17 protein-coding genes are annotated in these 21440 nt (G+C 69.2%); 10 read left to right on the forward strand and 7 right to left on the reverse strand.

Going from position 1 to position 21440, the window contains the following annotated elements; genetic code table 11:
• Positions 1–235: 235 nt before the first annotated feature.
• The gene (locus KLI87_RS34145; RefSeq protein WP_214620333.1) at positions 236–646 is read left to right on the forward strand and encodes a hypothetical protein; all 411 of its coding nucleotides are present in this window, start codon (positions 236–238) and stop codon (positions 644–646) included.
• 409 nt (positions 647–1055) lie between these two features.
• Here the strand turns inward: KLI87_RS34145 and KLI87_RS34150 are convergent, their stop codons facing one another.
• Together KLI87_RS34150 and KLI87_RS34155 are read right to left on the reverse strand one after the other, a co-directional pair.
• On the reverse strand, positions 1056–1634 hold the full coding sequence (locus tag KLI87_RS34150; RefSeq protein WP_214620334.1) for a hypothetical protein: 579 nt from the start codon (positions 1632–1634) through the stop codon (positions 1056–1058).
• 591 nt (positions 1635–2225) lie between these two features.
• Complete coding sequence (locus tag KLI87_RS34155) at positions 2226–3884, reverse strand: amidase (protein WP_214620335.1); 1659 nt, start codon at positions 3882–3884, stop codon at positions 2226–2228.
• 203 nt (positions 3885–4087) lie between these two features.
• Between KLI87_RS34155 and KLI87_RS41270 the strand changes: the two genes are divergently transcribed.
• A complete protein-coding gene (locus KLI87_RS41270; RefSeq protein ID WP_284734267.1) occupies positions 4088–4213 on the forward strand; it encodes a hypothetical protein in 126 nt (41 codons plus the stop codon).
• Between the two features lie 450 nt (positions 4214–4663).
• Here the strand turns inward: KLI87_RS41270 and KLI87_RS34160 are convergent, their stop codons facing one another.
• Positions 4664–5356 (reverse strand): hypothetical protein, encoded by a 693-nt coding sequence (locus KLI87_RS34160; protein WP_214620336.1) that lies wholly within the window; start codon positions 5354–5356, stop codon positions 4664–4666.
• Positions 5357–5436: 80 nt separating this feature from the next.
• On the opposite strand from KLI87_RS34160, the gene KLI87_RS34165 reads away from it, so the two are divergent.
• From KLI87_RS34165 to KLI87_RS34200, 8 genes are all read left to right on the forward strand, one after another.
• Complete coding sequence (locus tag KLI87_RS34165) at positions 5437–5997, forward strand: MarR family winged helix-turn-helix transcriptional regulator (RefSeq protein ID WP_214620337.1); 561 nt, start codon at positions 5437–5439, stop codon at positions 5995–5997.
• A gap of 105 nt (positions 5998–6102) precedes the next feature.
• Entirely contained in the window at positions 6103–7074 is a 972-nt protein-coding gene (locus KLI87_RS34170; protein WP_214620338.1) for an alpha/beta fold hydrolase, read from the forward strand.
• A 1094-nt stretch (positions 7075–8168) separates the two neighbouring features.
• The gene (locus tag KLI87_RS34175) at positions 8169–8927 is read left to right on the forward strand and encodes a class I SAM-dependent methyltransferase (RefSeq protein ID WP_214620339.1); all 759 of its coding nucleotides are present in this window, start codon (positions 8169–8171) and stop codon (positions 8925–8927) included.
• A 716-nt stretch (positions 8928–9643) separates the two neighbouring features.
• Complete coding sequence (locus tag KLI87_RS34180; RefSeq protein ID WP_214620340.1) at positions 9644–10336, forward strand: TetR/AcrR family transcriptional regulator; 693 nt, start codon at positions 9644–9646, stop codon at positions 10334–10336.
• Between the two features lie 29 nt (positions 10337–10365).
• Positions 10366–11079 (forward strand): FAD-dependent monooxygenase, encoded by a 714-nt coding sequence (locus KLI87_RS34185; protein WP_214620341.1) that lies wholly within the window; start codon positions 10366–10368, stop codon positions 11077–11079.
• A complete protein-coding gene (locus tag KLI87_RS41275) occupies positions 11040–11906 on the forward strand; it encodes an FAD-dependent monooxygenase (RefSeq protein WP_214620342.1) in 867 nt (288 codons plus the stop codon). The genes KLI87_RS34185 and KLI87_RS41275 overlap by 40 nt, the downstream gene beginning before the upstream one ends.
• A gap of 365 nt (positions 11907–12271) precedes the next feature.
• Positions 12272–13081, forward strand: a complete 810-nt coding sequence (locus KLI87_RS34195) for an alpha/beta hydrolase (protein WP_214620343.1) — start codon at positions 12272–12274, stop codon at positions 13079–13081.
• Positions 13078–13395, forward strand: a complete 318-nt coding sequence (locus KLI87_RS34200) for an alpha/beta fold hydrolase (RefSeq protein WP_214620344.1) — start codon at positions 13078–13080, stop codon at positions 13393–13395. The genes KLI87_RS34195 and KLI87_RS34200 overlap by 4 nt, the downstream gene beginning before the upstream one ends.
• Before the next feature lie 218 nt (positions 13396–13613).
• Here the strand turns inward: KLI87_RS34200 and KLI87_RS34205 are convergent, their stop codons facing one another.
• The 4 genes from KLI87_RS34205 to KLI87_RS34220 form a co-directional block, all read right to left on the reverse strand.
• Entirely contained in the window at positions 13614–13805 is a 192-nt protein-coding gene (locus KLI87_RS34205; RefSeq protein WP_156220764.1) for a hypothetical protein, read from the reverse strand.
• A 47-nt stretch (positions 13806–13852) separates the two neighbouring features.
• Positions 13853–17227, reverse strand: coding sequence for an RHS repeat-associated core domain-containing protein (locus KLI87_RS34210; protein ID WP_214620345.1), 3375 nt, complete (start codon positions 17225–17227; stop codon positions 13853–13855).
• Between the two features lie 752 nt (positions 17228–17979).
• The gene (locus KLI87_RS34215; protein ID WP_214620346.1) at positions 17980–21180 is read right to left on the reverse strand and encodes a family 78 glycoside hydrolase catalytic domain; all 3201 of its coding nucleotides are present in this window, start codon (positions 21178–21180) and stop codon (positions 17980–17982) included.
• 69 nt (positions 21181–21249) lie between these two features.
• Positions 21250–21387 carry a hypothetical protein gene (locus KLI87_RS34220; RefSeq protein WP_214620479.1) on the reverse strand — a complete coding sequence of 46 codons (138 nt, stop codon included), beginning with the start codon at positions 21385–21387 and terminating at the stop codon, positions 21250–21252.
• Between the last annotated feature and the right edge of the window lie 53 nt (positions 21388–21440).

Genomic DNA, 21440 nt, shown 5'->3' on the forward strand with positions numbered 1-21440 from the left:
GGCTCGACAAGTCCCTGCACCCGAGGCCCTCGGAGCGGATCGTGAAGAACGCGCACGGGGCTCCAGCACGCTCAGCCGCACGACACAGGACGAACTGGAGCGCCTCGTCTCGGCCATGACCGCCGCCGGTTGCCGCGACGCTCCCGGCCGTCCGGGCGCCTGTTACTGGAGGTCTGGGTAACGCGGCTCGGCGCCGGCGTCCCGCGCATAACGGGAATATGATCTTGGACAATGCGTGAAGGACGCGCAGGGTGTGCCGGGAAGTCTGTGGTCGGTGTTGCAGGGGCGCATGTGCCGCAGTCACCGCATTCCCGGAGGTCGTCCTTCGATGCCAGCCATCCTGCGCTCCAGCCCTCTCATCGCCCAGCAAGCCCCTTCACCGCCCCTGTTCTCGATCCCTGAGGCGGGATGGTGGATCATCGCGATCGGGGCTTCGCTGTTGGCCATCGTGGTGTTTCCGAGGCTGTACAAGCTTGAGGACTACCCCGAGGATCTGAGGCCCGAAATCGAGAGGCGGAAAAGTTCGTGGAAGTACTACCTAGCGGCTCCCTTCTGCCTCGCCGCGCTTCTGGGGGCCAACCTTCTGGCCGTTCCCGGTCCGCGGTCGGATGCCGCGTCATTACATCGCCCAGAAGCGCGACCCTGACATCGAGATCAAACTCGATCGCGTGGTGACTGCCCGGCTCCTCGGCTCCTATTCGGCGGTATGCGTGGCGTTCACAACCGCGTCCATGGTAAGTAGCCCCTGACTGACCGTCCTCGCGAAGCATGTCGAGAGCCGTGGCGCTCTGAACTGTGGAAACGTCGCACCACACTCGACTGAGCGGGGCTTTCTGGGGCCTGACGTGCGTGGCCTTCGCCGGTGGCCAGTCCAGTCGGCTGCACTCCTATAGCCAGGGCGGGATGCCCGCCCTGGCCAAATGGGACCACCACCCGCGAGACCCACCTATAAGGGGCTCATCGAGGGCAATGTGAACGCGTGAGCGCTGCCGCCGAAGCCATGCCCAACACCGTTACGCGCGGCTCACTGTAACCAAAATACGGGTCCGTCCAGGTCAGCGCCGGTGATGCGGGCCCGCATGCCTCGCGTGCTCAGCGTCCCTCGGCGGTTCCTGGGCGTCACGGCGGGGGCCTTCCTGGCGTTCCCACACCGGAGCGGCGGTGGAACCCTGGCGAGTGCCTTCCGCGGCGACGCCTTCCGTCCCCGCCCGCTCCGCGGCTGCTCGGCGCGCCTCTCGGACGCCGACCACCAGGAACCGTCCCAGTGCCGTCGCCGCCAGCATGATGATGATGGCGCCGAGGCCCTGGAAGAACGACAGCTGTTCGGCGATCCGGCGTGTCTGGCCACCGAGCGCGGCGCCCGGACTGGCGTCCCACAGCGGGGCGATCGTGGTGCCCACCACGAACCACAGGCCGCCCAGAATGGCCAGCCAGGATCCGATGAAGGCGACGGGGCGGTTGGCGCTGATCAACAGGATCAGTCCACCCACGATCACGGCGACCGCGGGAAGGATGGACAGCACCAACCGGTCGGTGTTGTAGTCCCAGGCGTTGCTGGAGCCGAACCCGAAGTCGAAGTAGGGGCCGACGAACGGGATGAGCCCGCCCCACACCCCCAGCGGCACCAGCAGCAACCCACTGAGCATGCCCCGGCTGCGAGGGGCCCTCATCGTCCTTGACATACGGGTGCGCGGAGCACCCTCAGTCCCAGTCACGAGAAACCTCCCTGACCAGGTCGAAGTATCCTATTTCAGGCATGCCTTACCCGGTGCGTCCCCGCCCAACCGGCCAGGTCAGGCAAAGTCTGGGCCGCCCGCGAAAATCGTCGGAAGGGACCTGCGAGAACCCGGCCGTCGAGACGGAGCGGGAGACCCTCCAACGCAGAACCGGACTCATGCCGTCACGTGGCGCATGGACGCTTGTCGCCCGGCCGCCGCCACACGGCAAGCGGGAGTACGCGGCCGCCCGATCGCCACGCGGTCCCTGACCTGCCAAGAACTGCGAGGCCGTCTCCGATGTCCTTCAGGCCGGTCACCGGCGTCCCGTGACCACGCTCCCAAACGTCCGCCATCGGCCCCGCCCACGGAGCTCGCGCGATCTTCGTTCCGGGGGACCGGCGGGAAGGGCCCGTCCGTCCACCGATGAGGACCTCCGCGGCACGGCCGCTCACAACGTCTTACGCGCTAACTGGGCCCGGAGCCGGACGGGCCTCGTGGCGACGCGGTTCACTTCAGGGGCGGGGTACTCACCGGTGGTCGGCGGTGATGGGTCGCCTGCTCGTAGGCGAACCCCAGTCCGAGAAGTTTCGGCTCGCTGAACGGCCGTCCCAGCAGTTCGACTCCCACCGGCATGCCGTCGGGCGTGAACCCAGCCGGGACCGTCAGGGCGGGGAATCCGGTGTTGGCGGCGAGGGCGCAGCTCTTGAGGTTCACCTGGGGCTGCCCGATCAGCGCGGCGGGCTGGGAGACCGCCGGGTAGGCCAGGGCGTCCAAGTCGTATCGCTTCAGCAGCAGGTGGAGCAGCCGTTGCGCCTCTCTGCGCCGTGCCAAACGTTGGTGGTAGGCCTTCTGCGGACCGGTGGAGGTGCCCAGCCGTTCCTTGAGCCGCTTCAGGACCGTGGGCGTGACCTGCCCAGAGGTGACGATGTCGGCCAGGGTGACGATGTCGGTCGGCGGCTCCAGGCGGGCCAGCGAGCGCGGGAACCGCGAGCCCGGCGCCGCCAGGTAGCGGTTGAGGTCGCGCTCCGTCTCGTCGGCGAACACGCTGGAACCGTCCACCGCCGACATCAGCTCGGGCTGGGCGGGCAGCTCGACGATGGTCGCGCCGCGCGCCGCCATGTCCGCGGTGGCCGTCCGGACCAGCGCCGACGTCGCCTGCGCGGGCTTCGTCGTGCCGAAGTAGTCGGTGAACACGCCGATGCGAGCGTGGGTCAGGGCGGTGCCGTTCAGGGCGGTGCCGTTCAGGGCGGCGGTGTAGGTGCGGGGGATCCGTCCGATGGACGCCTTGGTGGACGGGTCGTCCGGGTCATACCCGGCGGTCGCGTCCAGGATCAGGGCGATGTCGCCGACCGACTTGGCGATCGGGCCGCCGACATCTTGCGTGGCGGACAGGGGCGCGATGCCGTCGCGGCTGGACAGCCCCAGGCTCGGCCGTAGACCGACCAGGCTGTTGTGCGCCGCCGGGCTGCGGATGGAACCGCAGGTGTCCGAGCCCAGGCCGGCCGCGCCGAAGCCCGACGCGACACCGGCGCCCGTGCCGCCGCTGGAGCCGCCCGGGTTGCGGGTCTGGTCGTAGGGGTTGCGGGTCTGCCCGCCGAGGGAGCTGATGGTCTCGACACCGGCGGCGAACTCATGGAGGTTGGTCTTGGCGACGATGATCGCGCCTGCCGCGCGCAGCCGCGCGACCTGCTCAGCGTCGTCGGCGGCGCGCCAGTGCCGCAGCGCCAGCGAGCCGCTGGTGGTGGGCAGGTCTTCGGTGTCGTAGTTGTCCTTGATCAGGAGCGGGATGCCGTGCAGCGGACCGCGGACGTGTCCCCGCCGGCGTTCGGCGTCGAGCCGGGCGGCGTCGGCGATCGCCGTGGGGTCCCGGCGGATGACCGCGTTGACACCGGGCTGGGCGGCGTACGCCTCTTCATAGGCGTCGATGCGCGCCTGATAGGCCCTGACGAGTTTCACCGAGGTGACCCGACCGCTCGCGAGCAGTCCGCGTAATCCGGTGGCGTCCATGTTCACCACCCACCTACCGACGTCGGCCGGTGTCGTCCGGTCGCCGGCGGCAACGCCGCCCGTCGCCGCACCGACCGCGACCATGGGCGGCGTCAGGACGACGATACCGGCTGCCAGGGCCGCCGCCGGGGCGCGCAGATTCCGCCTTCGCCTTGCCACATCGGCCTCCCCGGCGCCGATCGGCGCCTCGACGCACAACACGGACGACCGTTCGACCCTGCCGATCACGACCGGCCGCTGGCGGGGCCGCCTTGATTATCGCCCGAGGCAATCCGCGCGGCTACCCACCAGGGCGCTGTCTGCACAGCCGGTCATTCACCCGCCCCGACGACAACGCCACCCCCGAACCGGTCCCGTTCTATGTGGACACCGAACGCGACGGCTTCCGCGTCCCGGCGATCGTCCAGTTCTTCTATGTCCGCCGCACCGCCGGTGAACAGAAACTGCGGGCCCGGCTCGCCCTCAGCGGGCAGCGGGTCGACCGGTAGGCCATGCGCACCCTTCCGGCAGGGCTCGTCCTGGCTGTGGTTGGAATACGTCCTGCCCCACGGCCTGTCCCGGATGCCCGGCAGACGCCCCCGGCTTCACCCCGCACTTCGACCGAGGATCCGTGGCCGCGCTCGACGGCGATGGCCGGTAGTGGGAGATCGGTGTCATCGGTCACGGCGGCGGCCAGGAGTCGCCGAGTAGAACCGCGCCTACTGCAACAGCACCCCGGGCCCGGCTTTCGCCAGGCCCCGTCCTCGCTTACCGGATCCCACTGATCAGCCGACCCTGACCACCCGACCTCCCCTAGCGAGGGTGCTCCTACGTCGGCGATGGGGCCTCAGAGGACCCGGACCTGATCGCCGGAGTTACTGCTGGGACCGCGCGGTGCCGCGTGTTCGAGGTGGCTCCTTGGGTGGGCGGTCCAGGGAGCGGCAAAGCGGCGTGGGCTGTCATGTGTGAGCGGTACGGGGACGGGTGCGCGGCATCAAGGCCGCAGCGGCCACCAGCCATACTGTGCCGCCGAACCGGACGACGGGCAGGAGATAGCTGAAGCCGGACGCCAGCAGGGTGAGCGCGGAGAGCATTCCGACGGCGGCGAGGACGAGCCCCGTCCAGGCAAGGGCACGCGGCAGAAGGCCGGCCAGCAGGCCCGGCACGGAGATCCCGGCGACGAGCAAGGCGAACGTCACCGCGTAGCCGGGGCCGCCGGACACGAACGACAGGTCGGCCAGGGCGCGTGCGAGTGCGGAGTCGGCGTCCGCCGGGAGCCTGCCTCCCGTCCAGGCGGTCATGGCGCTGATGGTCAGCGCGATCGTCGCCAGAACTCCACCGACCAAGGCGATCGCGGAGCCTGGCGCGGTGATGCCCAGCGCGCGCAACCGGCGGTAGAGGACGGCCGATGAGATCGCCAGGGGCACCGCGGCGGAGAAGAGCAGGAAGGTGCCGACCTTGATCGTGGTGCGGTGCGCATCGGCGTACTTCAGGACGTCGAGTCCCGAGGCGTCCGGGTGGGGGGTGGAGCGGCTGGCGACGACGTAGGCGACGGTCAGCGCGGCGAAGGCCAGGACGGGCGCCAGCAGCGGCGGACCCGACTGCGGGCGCCGGGCGGCCGCGGTCGGACGTGGGGAGGAAGTGGTGGACATGGTCGATGCTCCTCGATCGTTCCTATACAGCGGATAATGATTACACTGTAGAACGATTGTCAAGCAGGTATGATGTACCCATGAGCATGAATGCTGTGGGTGGCGGGCCCGGCCCCCAGGGAGGGGCGGCCTTCCTGCTGGCTCAGCTCGGGGCGCACGCAGCCGGCCGGTTCGCGGAACGGATCGACGGGCTCGATCTGACTCCCGCGCAGGCGGGCCTCCTGCGCTTGGTTGCCGACACTCCCGGACGGAGCCAGCGCGAACTCGCCGACGCCCTCGGGATGCCGCCGAGCCGATTCGTCCCGTTCGCCGACGAGCTGGAGGAACGCGGGTTGATCGAGCGGCGACGGAACCCCCGGGATCGGCGCCTGTACGCACTGCACCTGACCGAATCAGGCGTCGCACTGCTGGCCGAGCTCCGCGAGGCCGCCGCGGCTCACGAGCAGCAGATCTGCCAGGCGCTGTCCCCGGACGAACACCGGCAGTTGCGAACGCTGCTTGGGCGCATCGCCGAGCAGCAGGGGCTCACACCCGGAATCCATCCGGGCTACCGGTGGATCCGTCCCGACCGGACACACCGCCCCCGCGACCCGCGCCCTCCCGAGACTCCACCGACGCCCGATCCGAACGGAAGTGCGTAGAACGCGCGAGGTGACACCCGTGAGGACAGGCAGCGGCCATGATCGAAACCCGCCAGACACTGATCTCCGACCCGCCTGAAACGTTGACCGAGCGGAGCGAAACAGGTGCCACAGATAACGCAGCACACGGTCACGGTCAATGGCATCGCCATGCATGTGACCGAGGCCGGGGAGGGTTCTGCGGTCGTACTGCTGCACGGCTTCCCGGAGCTTGCCTATTCGTGGCGGCACCAAATGACAGCCCTGGGCGAAGCCGGGTACCGCGCCATCGCCCCTGATATCCGCGGTCACGGACGAACCGGCGCCCCCGTCGAGGTCGAGGCGTACGGAATGCGCACGATGATGGCCGCCATCACCGGACTGATGGACGCGCTGGAGGTGTCCGAGGCGGCCGTGGTCGGTCACGATCAAGGGGCGCTGCTTGCATGGGCGCTGGCCGAGGCACACCCGGAGCGGGTGAGGGCGATCATCGCGCTCGGAGTGCCCTACCACCCCAAGCCGCCGATGCCGCTGACGCAGATGCTGGCCGAACACAACCCAGGCAAATTCAATGTCGTGAACTACTTCCAGCAGCCACGAGTACCGGAACAAGAGCTGGAAGCCGACGTGCGCGCCACGCTGCTGAGGGTGTTCGCCGCCCAGTCCGGCGATGCCGAGCCGGACCTGGTGCCGAGATGGCTCACCGGCACCCCCGCCGGTGCGGGATTCCTCGACGCGCTGCCGATGCCGGACCGGCTGCCGTATTGGCTGGAGGAAGACGACCTGGACTACTACACGGCGGAGTACGAGCGCACCGGCTTCACCGGCACCCTGAACCGTTACCGCAGTCTCGACGCTGACTGGTTCGACCTGCCCGAACTCGGCACGGGCGCCATCACCCAGCCCGCCCTCTACATCACCGGCGACATGGACTCCGCCTACCGGCTCGGAACCCTCGAACCGATGAAGGCCCGACTGACCGATCTACGCTCGATCGTGATCCTGCCCGGCTGCGGCCACTGGACCCAGCAAGAACGGCCCCACGCGGTGAAATACCAACTGATCGTCTTCCTGAACGGCCTGGACGGGACAAGATAAATCCCGCTCCGCCGCGCGGGGAACATGCTGATGACCAACCGCCACGCTGCCGTAGGAAACCAGCTCGGCTCGCGCACTCCCCCCCGGACATCGATGTTCCCGGACTGTCCGATGCGCCTCTCCCCCGGCACGGCTATCCCCTGCTTCGCGCAATGAAGATGACGCTAGGCATCGGCCTGCGAGAACCGCTGCCATGTATGGGTCTTCTAAAGGGGCCATCTCGGATGGGTCAACGAGCCGACCTCCCAGATGCGGCACTTCCCGCCGCCCAAGGAGCTCGACGGGCTCTTCATGACACCGGCGTTCTGGCTAGGTGCCACCGAAGGACCGGATCTCCGGTGAGACCACGCCAAGCAGCCACTCCAAGGCGAGCACTGGCCGTGATCTGCTTGGCAATCCCTCCTAGTGCGCCCGGGGGGACGGGCTGGCGGCCTCGGGCTGAGGCGGCGCCCGAGGTCGACGGCCGCTGGTCGCAGGCACGCGTTCTCGAAGTTCAGCAGCACGCCTCCCGAGGGCGGGTCCAGGAGGTTCGTCGCCATGTGTGGTCACCGGCAGATGATCGGCACGTGTCGTCGAGTCCGCAGCGCGCACGCACACACAGGTCATCGAAGGCACGTTTCGCCTGAGCACTGCCGCCCACCTCCTCCAAAGTTGGTCTCAGGTCGGCCTGGAGCGCTTCCTTCGACAGCGGATGTTCGCTCGGCGGGCCTGCGGTTCAGGTTCCGCCAGGAGGCGGGTGTTCGCGGTGGAGTCCCGTCGACCCATTTCAGGAGAAGGCAGGCGATAGGGAGGTTAAGAGCGGTCCTCCCTTGGAAGAGCCAGGTGCTCGGCCTGGTGGGCGATGCACTACCCCTTCCAGCGGTGGGTTCGCGAGGCGGTCGGTCGCCCTCCGGTCCGGACCCCTCGGGCAGGTTACGGGCGCCCGCCACGCACCTGGGATTTCGCGCCTTGTACGAGGTCATCACGTTGCAGCCCCGCCCGACAGGAATGCTCGGCTTGCGGCACAGCTCGACCCTATATATCGTCCCGATATATCTGATGGATATATTCGGTGGGCGGGTTCGCCAGCAGCCCCGGCCGGCAGAGGAGCAGCGATGAGGCGGATCGACTACGACACCGAGCAGTACCGGGAGTACGCGCGCAGCCGTGCGCTCACCGAGCAACAGTTACAGGCATGGCTCAGTGCCTTCGAGGCGGCGCTGCCCGCACGGGGTCCGCTGGCGGGGCTGGACGTCGGTTCGGGGACCGGCAGATTCACCCCTGCGCTGGCGCGAGCGTTCGGGCCGGTCACCGGCATCGAGCCGTCCGCACGCATGCGCGAGGATGCGCAGATGCAGTCCTTGCCACCAGGTGTGCGGTATCTGGCGGGTTCCGCCGAGGACATACCCGTGCAGCCCGGCAGCGCCGATTACGTGTTGATGTTCCTGTCCTGGCATCACGTCCAGGACAAGCCGGGCGCGATCCGGGAATTGTCCAGGGTGCTCCGGCCAGGCGGGCGGCTGCTCATGCGTGCGAATTTCAGCGACCACCATCCCCGGTACTGGTGGCTGGAGCACTTTCCCCGCGGCTTTGAGGTGGACGCTTCGCTGTTCCAGCCGCTGGGCGAGGTCATCGCGATGTTCACCTCGGCTGGCTGGCGCGTCGCCGACTTCAGCACGGTCACCGAGCCGTCTTCCGGCACTCGCGGGGACATGCTTGAGCGGCTGCGCCTGCGGACCGGCTCGTTCTTCGCGCAACTCAGTCCCGACGAGCAGGCGGTCGGCTTCCGCCGCCTGGAGCAGGCTGTCGCCGCAGATCCCGGCGCGCCGGTGCCCGTGTCCGCTGAGCCGCTCCTGACACTTGAACGCCCCTAGCCCCGCCGTCGCCGCTTCCCCACGGTAGGTATTTGCCGAGACGGCGGGAAAGCCGTGACCATAATGGCGAGATCCCAGCCTGAATCCCTAATCCAGACCCTCTAGTGGCCGCCTGGATCGACAGCCCATTCCCTACGTCTCGGCGAATGGCCGCGCACGGGGTATCTGCGGCGTTTTGGACCGCACCCCTCACGGGTTAAGCGTCGGTCGGATCTGTTGGCCGCTGGAGCGCTCGCCGAGTGGGGGCATGGCGCATTGTCCTGCGGGCGCCCCGGCGGGTCTGAACCAGGTCGGTCGCATCTGCTTCTTCAGTGGTAGACGATGAGTTTCCCTGCATCAGGGTCGATTTCTTGACTAGGTGGAAGCTTGATGTTCTGCCCTGGCGTCGGGCGGGTCGGCATGCTGAGTGTCCGTGTGCTGGCGACTGGGCTCCGCTTCGCTTGGCGCTGCCGGAGCGCTCCGCCGGAACGCGTTGGTTGAGAGAGCGACCGGGTTCTGCACGAGCGCTCTCACCTTCCTGGCACCCGTGAGCCTCGGACGGCTTCTGCTGAGAGTGGGCCCCATCACCTCGTCACGTATGGCGGACGGCTGGAGCCACGCACGTCAGGCGTTCTGATGTGGCGACTTGTGGTGACACAGAGCAGCTGGCTGGCAACCGTAGGTTTGGATCGCTGAACTAATTTGGTGCGCCGATCCAAATATGCCATGGTGGAGACATGGCGACGAGACCTCCCCGACCCCAGCGGCGAAATCAGGTGCTCTCCCGGGAGCGGATCATCGACACCGCTATCGAGCTGCTCGACGCGGGTGGCGAGGGCGCTCTGACCACGCGGGCCCTCACTGAGCGCCTGTCCACGGGATCGGGAGCGATCTATTACCGGGTGGGTAGCCGGGACGAGCTGCTGGACACGGCGACGGAAACGCTCGTCACGGCCGCGCTGGCAGCCGAGCCCGCGCGGGCCGGGTCCTCGCCCGAGGACGAGATTCGTGCCGTGGCGCTGGCTCTGTTCGATGCGATCGCCGAGCATCGGTGGCTCGCGACGCGGCTGACCCTGCAGATCGTCCGGAAGCCGTTCGGTCCCGTGACGGTGGAGATCTTCGAGCGGATCGGCCGCCAGGTCGGCGCGCTGGGCGTGCCCCAGACCTCCTGGTTCGCCGCAGCCTCGACGCTGGTGCACTTCATCCTCGGGGCCGTCAGCCAGAACGCCCGGATCGAGGGTGACACAGCAACCGTCGAGCCCGACCGTGTCGAGTTCCTCGACGCGACGATGGCGGCCTGGCAGGACCTCGACCCGGAGGTCTACCCGTTCATGCACGCCGTCATCGGCCAGGCGGGCGAGCACGACGACCGCGAGCAGTTCCTCATGGGCATCGCCGTCATCCTCACCGGCCTCACCCAGCTCAGATGACCGTCCGGCGCTTCGGAAGGAAACGTCTCATGCCTGACGTGGTGATCGCGGGCGGCGGCCCGATCGGCTTGTTCCTGGCCACCGAGCTCGCCCTCGGCGGCTGTTCCGTCCTGGTCCTGGAGCGGGACGAAGAGGCCGTCTCGCCGTGGAAGGCGCTCCCGCTCGGACTGCGCGGCCTGAGCGCCGGCTCGGCCGGGGCGTTCGACCGCCGCGGCCTGCTCGATGCGGTGATCAGGGCTTCCGGCGCCGATGCGGCGAAGGTCGGCGCGCCACCCGCGGCGACCGAGGCGCCGGCCCCCCGCGACGTGAGCCACTTCGCGGGCATGGGCCTGAGCGCGGCCGACATCGACGTGTCCTCGTTTCCCTTCCGGCTGCCCGGCCCGGCGATGGAGGGTTTCGTGACCAGTCTGGACGCGGTGCGCGCGGTCATGGCCGAGCGCGCCACTGCGCTCGGCGTCAAGGTCCTTCGAGGCAGCTCCGTCACGGCCTTCACGCAGGACGATGAGGGCGTCACCGTGACGGTCGGCGGCCAGGAGCACCGGGCGCGCTATCTCGTGGGGTGCGACGGTGGACGCGGCAGGGTGCGGGGCCTGGCGGGTTTCGAGTTCGTTGGTACGGAGCCGCTGTTCACCGGCTACGTCGCCAAGGTCGCTTTCGCCGATCCCGGGGGGCTGCCGCTCGGCTTCAACCTCACGCCGGACGCATGTACCTGCGCACGCCGTTCGAGGGGCACCTGGGGATGATGGACTTCGACGGCGGGGCGTTCGACCGCTCGAAGCCGCTGACCCGCGAGCACCTCCAGGAAGTCCTGCGTCGCGTCACCGGGACGGACGTGACGCTGACCGATGTGCACGCGGCGTCGAGCTTCACCGACCGGGCGATGCAGACGACGACGTACCGCAAGGGGCGCGTCCTGCTGGCCGGCGACGCCGCGCACATTCACTCCCCCCTCGGCGGCCAGGGCCTCAACCTCGGCATCGGTGATGCCGCCAACCTGGGCTGGAAGCTCGCCGCGACCGTGCAGGGCACCGCGCCCGCAGGCCTGCTCGACACCTACACGAGCGAGCGCCACCCCGTCGGCGCCGCGGTGCTCGACTGGTCACGCGCCCAGGTGGCGACCATGAAGCCGGGCCCCAACGCCCTCGCGCTGCGGCAGCTGGTTCACGAGCTGCTGAGCACCACGGACGGGACGACCCTCGCCTACCGGAGGACGGCCGGGCTGTTCGACCGTTACGACTTGGGCGACGCCCACCCCATCGTCGGCGGCACCGCCCCCGATTTCCACTTCGAGGGCGGCACTCGCCTCGGCGACCTGCTGCGCCGGGGCCGGGGCGTGCTGCTCGACTTCCGCGCCGACGGCGCACTGCGGCGTGCCGCCGAGAGGTGGAGGGGCCGCCTCCAGTACGCGGCCGGCCCGGCGCGCGACGACCTTGGGTTCACCGCCGTGCTCGTGCGCCCCGATGGCGTGGTGGCCTGGGCCGGTGGAGAGCCCCCGGGCCTGGACACATTCGAGCATGCCGCTGCCCGCTGGTTCGGCGACCCGCAGAACCACCCCGGCTCCTTCGAATGACGGTGCACGAGAGAGCGAGGAGGCAGCCATGTGCGGCCCGGCAGAATCCTCATCTTCAGAGCGGCACACGGCGAAGGCGGCGAACTGCTCGCCCCTCTGCCGAATCGAGCGACCATTCCACTGGCGAAGCCGACCCCGAAACCTTTCGGGACGCGGGGTCATTCGAGAGCGACCAAGCGTTCGCGGCCCGGGTTCAGCTCGCCACGGTCCGCACATCCGCGCGCACCTTTGACCGTTTCCCGGCCACGCTGGGCAGACAGCCGGCTCCGGACCGACTCGGATCAAGCGATCGCGGCCGGACCGCAGCACCCAGTGACCCGGCCGATGCCCCTCCATCACCTCTTCGCGCCTTCTGGAGAATGACCATGACCGCAACCATTTCGAAGAGGAACACGGCACTCGCTGCCGCGCTGACGGCGGGTATCGCGGTGGTGATCGTCGTGCCGCCGACCGCCCCCGCCCAGGCGGACACGCCTGCCCGCACGCGCTCCACCATCACGCACACCGTTCCGAGCAGTGTGCGGAATCGGCACCCCAACGCGGTTTGTCACGGAGTGCAGGTACCGGTGTCGGTCCGGAAGGTGGGGAACGCTCATATATACGGTGAGCTCTGCCGGCCCCGCCACCGCACCAGGACGAGCAAGACCGTGCAGTTGCTGGTGCCGGGCTCCACCTACAACCACAGCTACTACGACATGCCGGTGAAGTCCCCCCGTTACTCGTACGTCTCCAAGGCCCTCGAAAACGGCTTCTCCACGTTCAACATCGACCGGCTCGCCACGGGCAGAAGCACTCTGCCGCCCAGTTCCCGGTACACCCTCGACTCCGGGACCGAGGCCATCCACCAAGTCATCACCAAACTGCGCACGGGTCAGATCAAGGGCGGCGCCTTCGACAAGGTCGTGTGGGTCGGCCACTCGCTGGGATCGTCCATGGCCTGGTCCCAGGCCGCGAAGTACAGCGACGACGTCGACGCCTACGTACTCACCAGCGTGAGCCACGTCGTCCGCCAAGAGGAACCGGGGGGCGAGGGTCCTGGAGAGGACGTCCAGTTCGAGATCAGGGCGATGGACGACCCAAATTCCGCGGCAGGGTCAGCGACCCCGGCTATCTCACGACGAACGCCGGAATGCGGCGGTTCTTCTACTACGCTCCCGATACCGACCCGGCCGTGATCGAGGCCGACGAACGGCTCAAGGACCTCAGCACCGCGGCCGACTCGGATAGCGTGGACCTCCCTCCGGCACAGGCCCGCTCCCGCTCGATCAAGGTGCCGGTCCTCCTCGTCGTCGGGGACCACGACCGATACTGCACCGCCGAGGTCTGCACCCCTGCCACGATGCTGGCCCACGAGCGGCCGTACTACTCCGACAAGGCGAACCTCAGGGTCATCGTCGTCCCGCACAGCGGCCACAACGTGCAACTGCACAAGAGCGCGCCCAGGACGAACGCGGAGATCCTTACCTGGATCAAAGGTGCGGTTTCCTAGTACCGCGACAGACATCATTCACCCGATCAGCGGAGGGCACGTGCGGCGCATCCAGCCGAGCGAGCGAAGTGCCCGAAGGCGCTCCCGACCCTACGCCGCACCGTTTCTGGATAGCCGAACGCGGCATGTTCGAGGGCCCTCTCCGGTGACCGGAGAGGGCCCTCGATTACCGAACGTTCAGCCACCGGTCGCCGACCGCGCCGCGTCCATTCGCCGCACTAGCGGTTCCTTTCCGCGCGTCTCACAACCCAGAAGATGCGGCCCGTGACCCCGAACGCGAGTACTCCGGCAAGGAGGCAGACCGTCGCGATGGTCCAGTCCCCGGCGGATACTCCGGTCCAGATCAGTGTCGCCTCGACGAGCGAGACGATACCGACGGCCGCGATCGGCGCCACGCCCTTGTAGAGCATGGAGCGCGGAGGACGAGGCGTTCTCTCTGGTGGCATTCTTCTCTTCCTTAGGGCAGCGTCAGGGCGTTCTTCCCGAGGTACTGGCTGCTGGCCACCCCGGCGACACATCCGGTGACGGCGACGCCGGCCGCGATCTCCGGTGCGGCTTCGGGGGCCATGGCGCTGATGTACAACTCGGCCGGCGCGGCGGCTTCGGTGAGGGCCTCCGCACCGCCCCAGCAGGCTGCGGCAGCGCCGGCGATCTTGGTTCCGACGCTCAGGGCCGAGCTGAGGAAGCTCTGTCCGGTGGGGTCGACGTTGTTGGTGGGGTCGTCTCCGGAGTAGGCGTAGCGGTTGGCGTTGCCGGGGTCTCCGATGGTGTTGATGGCGTCCTGCTGGGTGAAGCGGCCTCGGCCGGTGTCGTAGTAGCGCCGGCCGAGTTTGAGCAGTCCGGTGTTGGGCTCCTGGAAGCCGCCGGTGTAGCGGATGAGGTTGATGGCGGCCTGCCAGCCGGTGTCGGCGGTCGTCTCGCCGTAGGGGCCGTAGGTGTAGGCGGCGGCCTGGTTCCCCGACGGGGAGACGATCGAGGTGGTGGAGCCGAGGCCGTCGGTGCCGAAGGCGTAGGGGTTGGACCCGTCGGAGTAGCCGAGCGGGGTGCCGGTGCTGTCGTGGATCATCCACACCGAGGTGCTGCCGTTGGAGTAGGACAGGATCCCCGCGCTCGTCGCGCCCGTGCGTCCGTAGACGAGGGCGGCGCCCTTCGCCGTGACCATCTCGGCCTGGTCGGTGCCCGCGTAGGTGATGGGGATCGTGGTGGTGCCCTTGGTGAGCTGGGTGGTCTGCTCGGCGGCGTTGTAGGTGCCCTTCAGGCCGCCCGAGCCGGTGGTGGCGGTGAGGTTGCCCGCGGCGTCGTAGCTCTCACCGGCGGTGGTGGCCTGGTTGGCGGAGTTGAACGTCAGCGACTGGGACTGGGTGCCGTCGGTGGTGACGGTGGTGCGGTTGCCGCGCTCGTCGTAGTCGTAGGTGTAGTCGTGGCCCGCGGTGTTGGTGGCCTTGGTGAGGCGGTTGCCCTTGTCGTAGGTGTAGTCGCTGATGGTGCCCGACACGTTGTTCTTCGACCATTGCCGCAGCCCGGTGTCGGCGGCCTTCGCGGTGTCGCACGAGGTCCCGGTGCCGCGCTTGGAGTAGCAGTACGACACGTCCGAGACGATTTTGGAGTCGTCACTCGCGCGGGTCGTGACGACGCGGGTGATGCGGCCGGAGTCGTCGTAGCTGTGTTTGGTGTGCATGGACCAAGCGGTGTCGGAGGTCTTGTTGAAGTAGGTGTGGGTGCGGTTGCCGTCGTCGTCGTAGTCGAATTCCCACTTCTTGCCCGAGTAGTCGGTCATGCCGGCCAGTAGATTGCGGACGGAGTGGACGTAGTGCAGCGTCCCCGGCTGGCTGAGCTGGTTGACCAGGTTCCCGGCCGGGTCGTACTGCCAGTCGATCTCCCCGCCGCCGCTGGTGGATTGGCGGGCGGCCATCAGATTGCGCTGGGTGTAGGACCACGTCGTGGTGCCCGTCGCATCGGTGCGGAGTTTGATGTTCCCGGCCTGGTCGTAGGTGAAGGAGACGGTCGGGGTGCCGTCCGAATAGGCCACGCTCAGGACGCGGTCGTTGGCGTCGTAGGTGTAGGTCGTCTTCTTTCCGTTGCCGTCGGTCGCGGTGCCCAGCCGACCGTATCCGTCGTAGGTGAAGGTCTTCTTCTTCAAGGTGTTGCCGGTGGGCGGAGTGACCGAGGTGAGCTGGTGGTCGCCGTCATAGCCGTAAACGGAGTCGTTGGAGCCGTTGCCCGGGTCGGTGGAGTTCTTGACGGTGCCGTCGGAGTTGTAGGTGACCTTGGCTTCGGCGGCGAGCGCGTTCTTGGCCGAGTTCAGGTTTCCGGGCCCGTCGTAGGTGAACGCGGTGGAGTTGCCCTGGGTGTCGGATCCGGCCGAGGGCTGGTAGGCGGCGGTCGGGTTCTGGCTGGTTGGCGCGTTGCCATAGGTCAGCGACGCCGACGCTCCCGTCGGGGAGGCGGACCTGGTCTGCGATTCGCCGTTGTTGGCGCCGAAGGTGTTGCTGGTCAACCCCTGGTTGCCGTTCTGGAAGGAGGCGATGTCGCTGAACGGGGTGTAGCTCCTGGAACGGGTCTTGCCGGCCGGGTCGACGGCCTTGGTGACCCGGTCGTTGTCGTTGAGGGTGTAGGTGGTGTGCGGGACGTCCGCGACGGGCTTGGACTGGTCGGTGTTGGGGTCGGCCACCTGCGACTGGGTGTCGGAGGCGTACGCCAGCCTGGTCACCTGGTCGGCGGACTGCCCGACCCGGGTCACCGACAGCACCCGGTGATCGCCGTCGTAGGCCAGCCGGGTCACCGCGCCCTTGCCGTTGGTGATGGAGTTCAGGTTGCCCGAGCCGTCGTAGCCGAACTTGGCGACCTCGCCCGCCGGCTCCTGGATCTGGGTCAGCCGCCCCGATCCGTCGTAGCTGTAGACCGCGATGCGCTCGCCGCCGCCGGTCTCGTCCTGGGTGTAGGAGGTGATGCGGACGCCGTTGTAGATCCCGACCTTGATGACCCGGCCGGACGCGGCGCCCTCGGGCCTGTAGGTGATCGTCGAGATGTTGCCGGAGGTGTAGCCGAAGTCGGTGGTGTTGCCGTTGCGGTCTTCGAGCTTGGTGGGCAGCCCCGAGGCGTTGAAGTACGACCGGGCGCCCGAGCCGTGGTCGGTGTACCTCCACCCGCCGCCGGACTGGGAGACCAGATCGCCCTTGAACTCCTTGGGCGTGGAATAGCCCGTCCCCGAGACGGTGAACACGCCCGACGTGCCGTCCGGGCCGGTCATGGTGACCGAGTCGTCGCCGTTCTTGTACAGCCGCACGTCCTGCCCGAGCCGGGTGCGCCAGCCGGGTGAGATGACGCCGGTGCCCACGCCGGCGGCGTGCAGCAGGCTGTTGTACGCCGCACCCACCGTGACGTTGCCGCCGATCCCCGGCAGCGACATGTCGGTGGTGCGCACCATCGCGTTGCCCGACCCGACATTGACCTTCAACTGCAGGTAGTCGGCCAGATCGAACGACAGGAACGTGCCGTTGCGCACCGGACCGATCCCCACCGGCACGGACGCCGCCGCGGCGGGTTTCGCCGTCGGCCGCCCTGCGTCGCCCGCCCCGGACGGCGCACGTGCGGGGATCTTCGTTCCGGCCGGGTCCCCGACCGTGCCCGGGCTGACCAGCCGGACTCCCGCCCGCTTCGACGGTCCCAGCTTCGGGGCACCGGCGTGGGGCGAGCCGAGTTCGGGATACAGATGCTGGAACCGGTACGGCTGGGCCGCGGCGGGCGTCTGCGCCTGAGCGGCGGCGGGTACTCCCAGGCCGGCAAGGGCCAGCGCCGAAACGGCGACACATCTTAAAACACGCTGGGACATGAAGGCTTGATCCTTTCCTGTTGGTAAGCGGACGAGCAGTCGGCCCCTCACCTGACCCAGCACACTTTTCGCGAGCACGGGCATGGCGAGGAGAGTCAACGGCGGCACGCTGCGCCAGCGAAGAAGGCGGCAGGGTCACCGGGAGAAAAAGGTTCCCGTTTGAAGGTCGAGGGGCGGGGGTAATGGACGCGGCGGCACGTCGGCATGCAGCCTTAGAAGCAGGGCGCGTCCCTCGCCCGTCCGCACCAGGGAACATGCCTACAAGTCACCCCACCGTGAGGACGAGGCGACACGAAGTGGTCATAGCACAAAACACGCGCCCCGCCCGTTTCATCTGAACGGGTCCCAGAAGGGCGGAGTCAAAACGAAAACACGGGTCGCGAAGGCCGGACGGAGAGGGACCAGGAGGAGAAGGCCGTTATATCAGGGGGAGCGAAAAAGCTAGGCGAGATGGGGAGGAACCGCAAAATCAATAGTCCAGCATCGAACTGGATCAGTAAAGCCTCCTTCTCCGTTACGGTCCATGACTAAAAGTGACCGCACTTCCGGCCATACATGGAAAAGCCCACCTCAGCCGCCTGTTTCGGCCTCGCGTCCAACCAGATACAGCCCCGCATCGGTCGCCGCGGCCGTGATCGCGGGCGGGTTTCATCCTTCAGACCCCGGCGCTGATTCGTGTAGGCCCGAATAGGGGATCGACCGGGCGGTGGGCCGCTGGGGAGTCCCCGCGCGGCCCACCGGAACCTCCGCGGTCAGGACGCGGTGTTCTCGAACCTCCAGTCGCCGGAGCCGATCTCGAAGAGGGCTCGGCCGTCCCGGACGCCGAGCCGGCGGGCGTCGGAGGGGACGCTCGGCCTGGAGTTCCCACCGAGGAGCGGGAACTCCACGCGGGCCTTCGCGCCGGGCGGGACGGTCACGTCCAGCCGCAGCCTCCGGCCGGTGCGCCGCCACGAGGACGCCGCCCGGCCGCGGGGCGTCTCGTAGGTCGCGGCGGCGCGGGTGACGTCGCCGACGACGGCCGGCCGGACGAGCAGCGTCTCGAACCCGATCGAGTCGTCGGTCTGCCCGAGGCCCGCGAGCCCGGCGTGGAACCACTCGTCGATCGCGCCGAGCATGAAGTGGTTCTGCGAGAGGCCGGAGGTGGGCCCGTCCCAGTTCTCGGTCAGCGACGTCGCGCCGTGGACGACCTGGTACCCGTAGCTGGGGTTGCCGGTCTGCGTGGCGAACGCGTGGACGACGTCGTCGCGTCCCGCCGCGGACAGCACGTGGAACACCGACGGCAGCGCGATCTCGCCGACGGTGAGGTGGTAGCCCCTCGCCTTGATCGAGTCGACGAGGTGGGCGAGGACGGCGTCCCGTCTCGCGGCCGGGACGACCCCCATGTCCAGCGCGAACGCGTCGCACGCCTGGCTGCCCGACCCGTAGGTGTCGCCGGTGGCGTATCTGGCGTTGAACGCGTCGCCGATGTCCTTGGCGAGTGCGTCGTACTTCGCGGCGTCCGCTTCCCGGCCGACGACCTTCGCGATGCGGGCGAGCGCGGAGACGGCCCGGTGGTAGCCGAAGGTCGCGGTGACGCCGTTCGGGGTGCTGGTGTCGAACGCGATCCAGTCGCCGAGGCCGTGGTCGAGCAGGTGCCCGCTCGCCTTGCGGGACAGGTAGTCGACGTAGCGGACCATGTTCGGGTAATAGGCGTGCAGCGTCGCGGTGTCGCCGTAGGCGCGGTACATCTGCCAGGGCGCGAACACGATGACGTTGCCCCAGTTGGGGTCGTCCCGGAACCCGCCGCCGAAGACGGTGAACTCGGGCGCGATGTCGGGGACGAGCCCGTCCTCGGTCTGGGCCTCGGCGATGTTGCGGACGAGGTCGCCGTAGTAGGCGGCCACGTCGTAGTTGCGCGCGACGGCGGGGAAGACGAGGTTGGCCTGCTCCAGCCAGCCGAGCTTCTCCCGGTGCGGGCAGTCGGTCAGGACGGAGTACATGTTGCTCTGCACGGCCCGGTCGATGATCTTGTGGATGTCGTTGAGCAGGCCGTGCGAGCTGGTGAACGTGCCCGCCGTCTCGTTCGCGGCGCGCAGCACGATCCCGGTGACCGTGCCGTCGTCCGGTGCGGACGGCAGCCCTTCGAGCTGCAGGTAGCGGAAGCCGTGGTAGACGAACCGCGGATGCCACGTCTCGGTGCCGCGCCCGGACAGGGTGTAGGTGTCCCAGATCGGCGAGCCGGTCGTGTGCTGGCTGACGGTGCCGTCCGCGGCGAGCAGCTCGCCGGGGCGCATCGTCACCGTCGTCCCGGCGGGGCCGCGGACGCGCAGCTTCGGCCACCCGGCGAAGTTCACGCCGAGGTCGACGACGTACACGCCGTCCTTCGGCCGCGTGATCTTCCGGGTGCGCAGCACGGCGACCGGCTCGATCGGCGGGGACGTGCGGGCGGCGAGGCTCGCGGTGGGGGACGCGACCTCGACCGCGTCGGTCCAGTCGCCGTCCCCGGGCACGCGGCGGGCGTCGTGGTCCTCGCCGCCGTACCAGTTGGCGAAGGTCGTGGCGCCGAGCGCGGCGCGCCAGGACGCGTCCGACGCCACGGTCTCGCGGGTGCCGTCGGTGTAGGTGATGTCGAGCTGGGCCAGGAAGGCGGGCTTGCCGTCCGAGCGGGTCAGCTTCTCGTAGCGGCCGGGGGTGGGCGGGACGTGCGCCATCCCCGGGCCCAGCTCGACCCGCACGGTGTTGCCGCCCCGGTGCAGCAGCTCGGTGACGTCGTAGGCGGAGTAGACGAGCCGCTTCTTGTACGTGCTGTACGGCGGTTCCAGGACGGCGTCGCTGACGGGGCGCCCGTTCACGGTGACGTCCAGGACGCCGAGCGCGGTCGCGTAGAGGCGGGCCGTCCGCACCCGCTTCCCCAGCCTGAAGCCGCGCTCGAAGACGGGCAGCGCCTCCGGCAGGCGGTGCAGCGGCGGCGGCGCCTCCTGTCCCCTGACCGTGGCGGCCGTGTCGAAGGCCATGCCGTCGTTGGACGTCTCGACCGTGAAGTCCTCGGGGAAGTTGGGCGTCCTCTCGTCGTCGGTCAGGGCGTCGGTGCGCGGATACAGCACCACGCGGTCGAACCGCCGCTCCTCCCCCAGGTCGATCCTGAGCCAGACCGGGCTGGCGAGCGCCTGGTCCCGGCGCTCCATGCTCGTGTAGCCGAACGGGGCGTCGTCGCTGGTCAGCGAGCCGTCGGTGACGGCCTTCGGCTCCCACTGCCCGCCGACGGTGTAGCTCTCGGACGCGGCCACCGCCGCCCTCAGCGCCACGTTCGCGCCGGACGCGCCGTCCCGGACCTCCACCTCGGCGAGTTGCAGCCGCGACACCTTGTAGGGCCAGCCCTCCTTGATCGGCAGGCCGAGCCGGGTCACGTTCAGCCGGACGTACCGCGCCGTCCTGGCGGGGAACGCGACCGTCGCGGACTTCGGCCGCGGCTCCCCCGCCCACGCGGGGTGGCCGATCCAGCGGGCCGTCCAGTCCGCGGCGGCGAGCAGGCCCATCTCGAAGTGGGACGGCTCGCTCCACGCGGACGCGCGGCCCTGCCCGTCCCACACCCTGACCTGCCAGGACGCCCGCTCACGCGACCGCAGCGCCCGCCCGGCGTAGACGGCGGACACGGCGCCGCCCGCGACCTTGCCGGAGTCCCACAGGTCGGGGCGGGCGAGCCGGTCGTCCGTGCTCGCCACCCGCACCTGGTAGGCCGCCTGCACCGCGTCGCGCGGCCCGGCGGCGAACCGCCAGCCCAGCGTCGGCCGCGCCGCGTCGATGCCGAGCGGCGACCGCCGGTGGTCGACCCGCAGGTCGGCGGGACGCAGCGTCCGCGCCGCCGCGCGGCCGGGAGCGGCGGCCGCGGGCGCGGCGATCGCGCCGCCCGCGGTGACCGCCGCGGCGGCGGTCCCGCCCGCCTGGACGAACCTTCTCCTGGACAACTCGCTCATGAACGTGCTCCTCAGCGCTGGTTGGAACGAAGGTCGAGAGGTGGGAGCGGGTCGTCGTCCGTCAGGGGTTCACGTGGACGAGTCCGCGACGCGCTCGGCGGACCTTCTCAGCCGCGGCAGCGGGCCGGGGAACTGCGGCCAGTACGCGCCGAGGCCCCCCGCCACCAGGCCGACCTTCACCGGCGGCCGGGGCGTGTCGTCCGGCATGTCCCCTCCTCGTGGTCGTTCGTCGGGATGGGGGCCCTGGGCCGCCCCTTCGG

Origin of the sequence: Actinomadura sp. NEAU-AAG7 (assembly GCF_018603865.1) — a bacterium.
In the GTDB taxonomy this organism is placed as follows: Bacteria; Actinomycetota; Actinomycetes; order Streptosporangiales; family Streptosporangiaceae; genus Spirillospora; species Spirillospora litoris.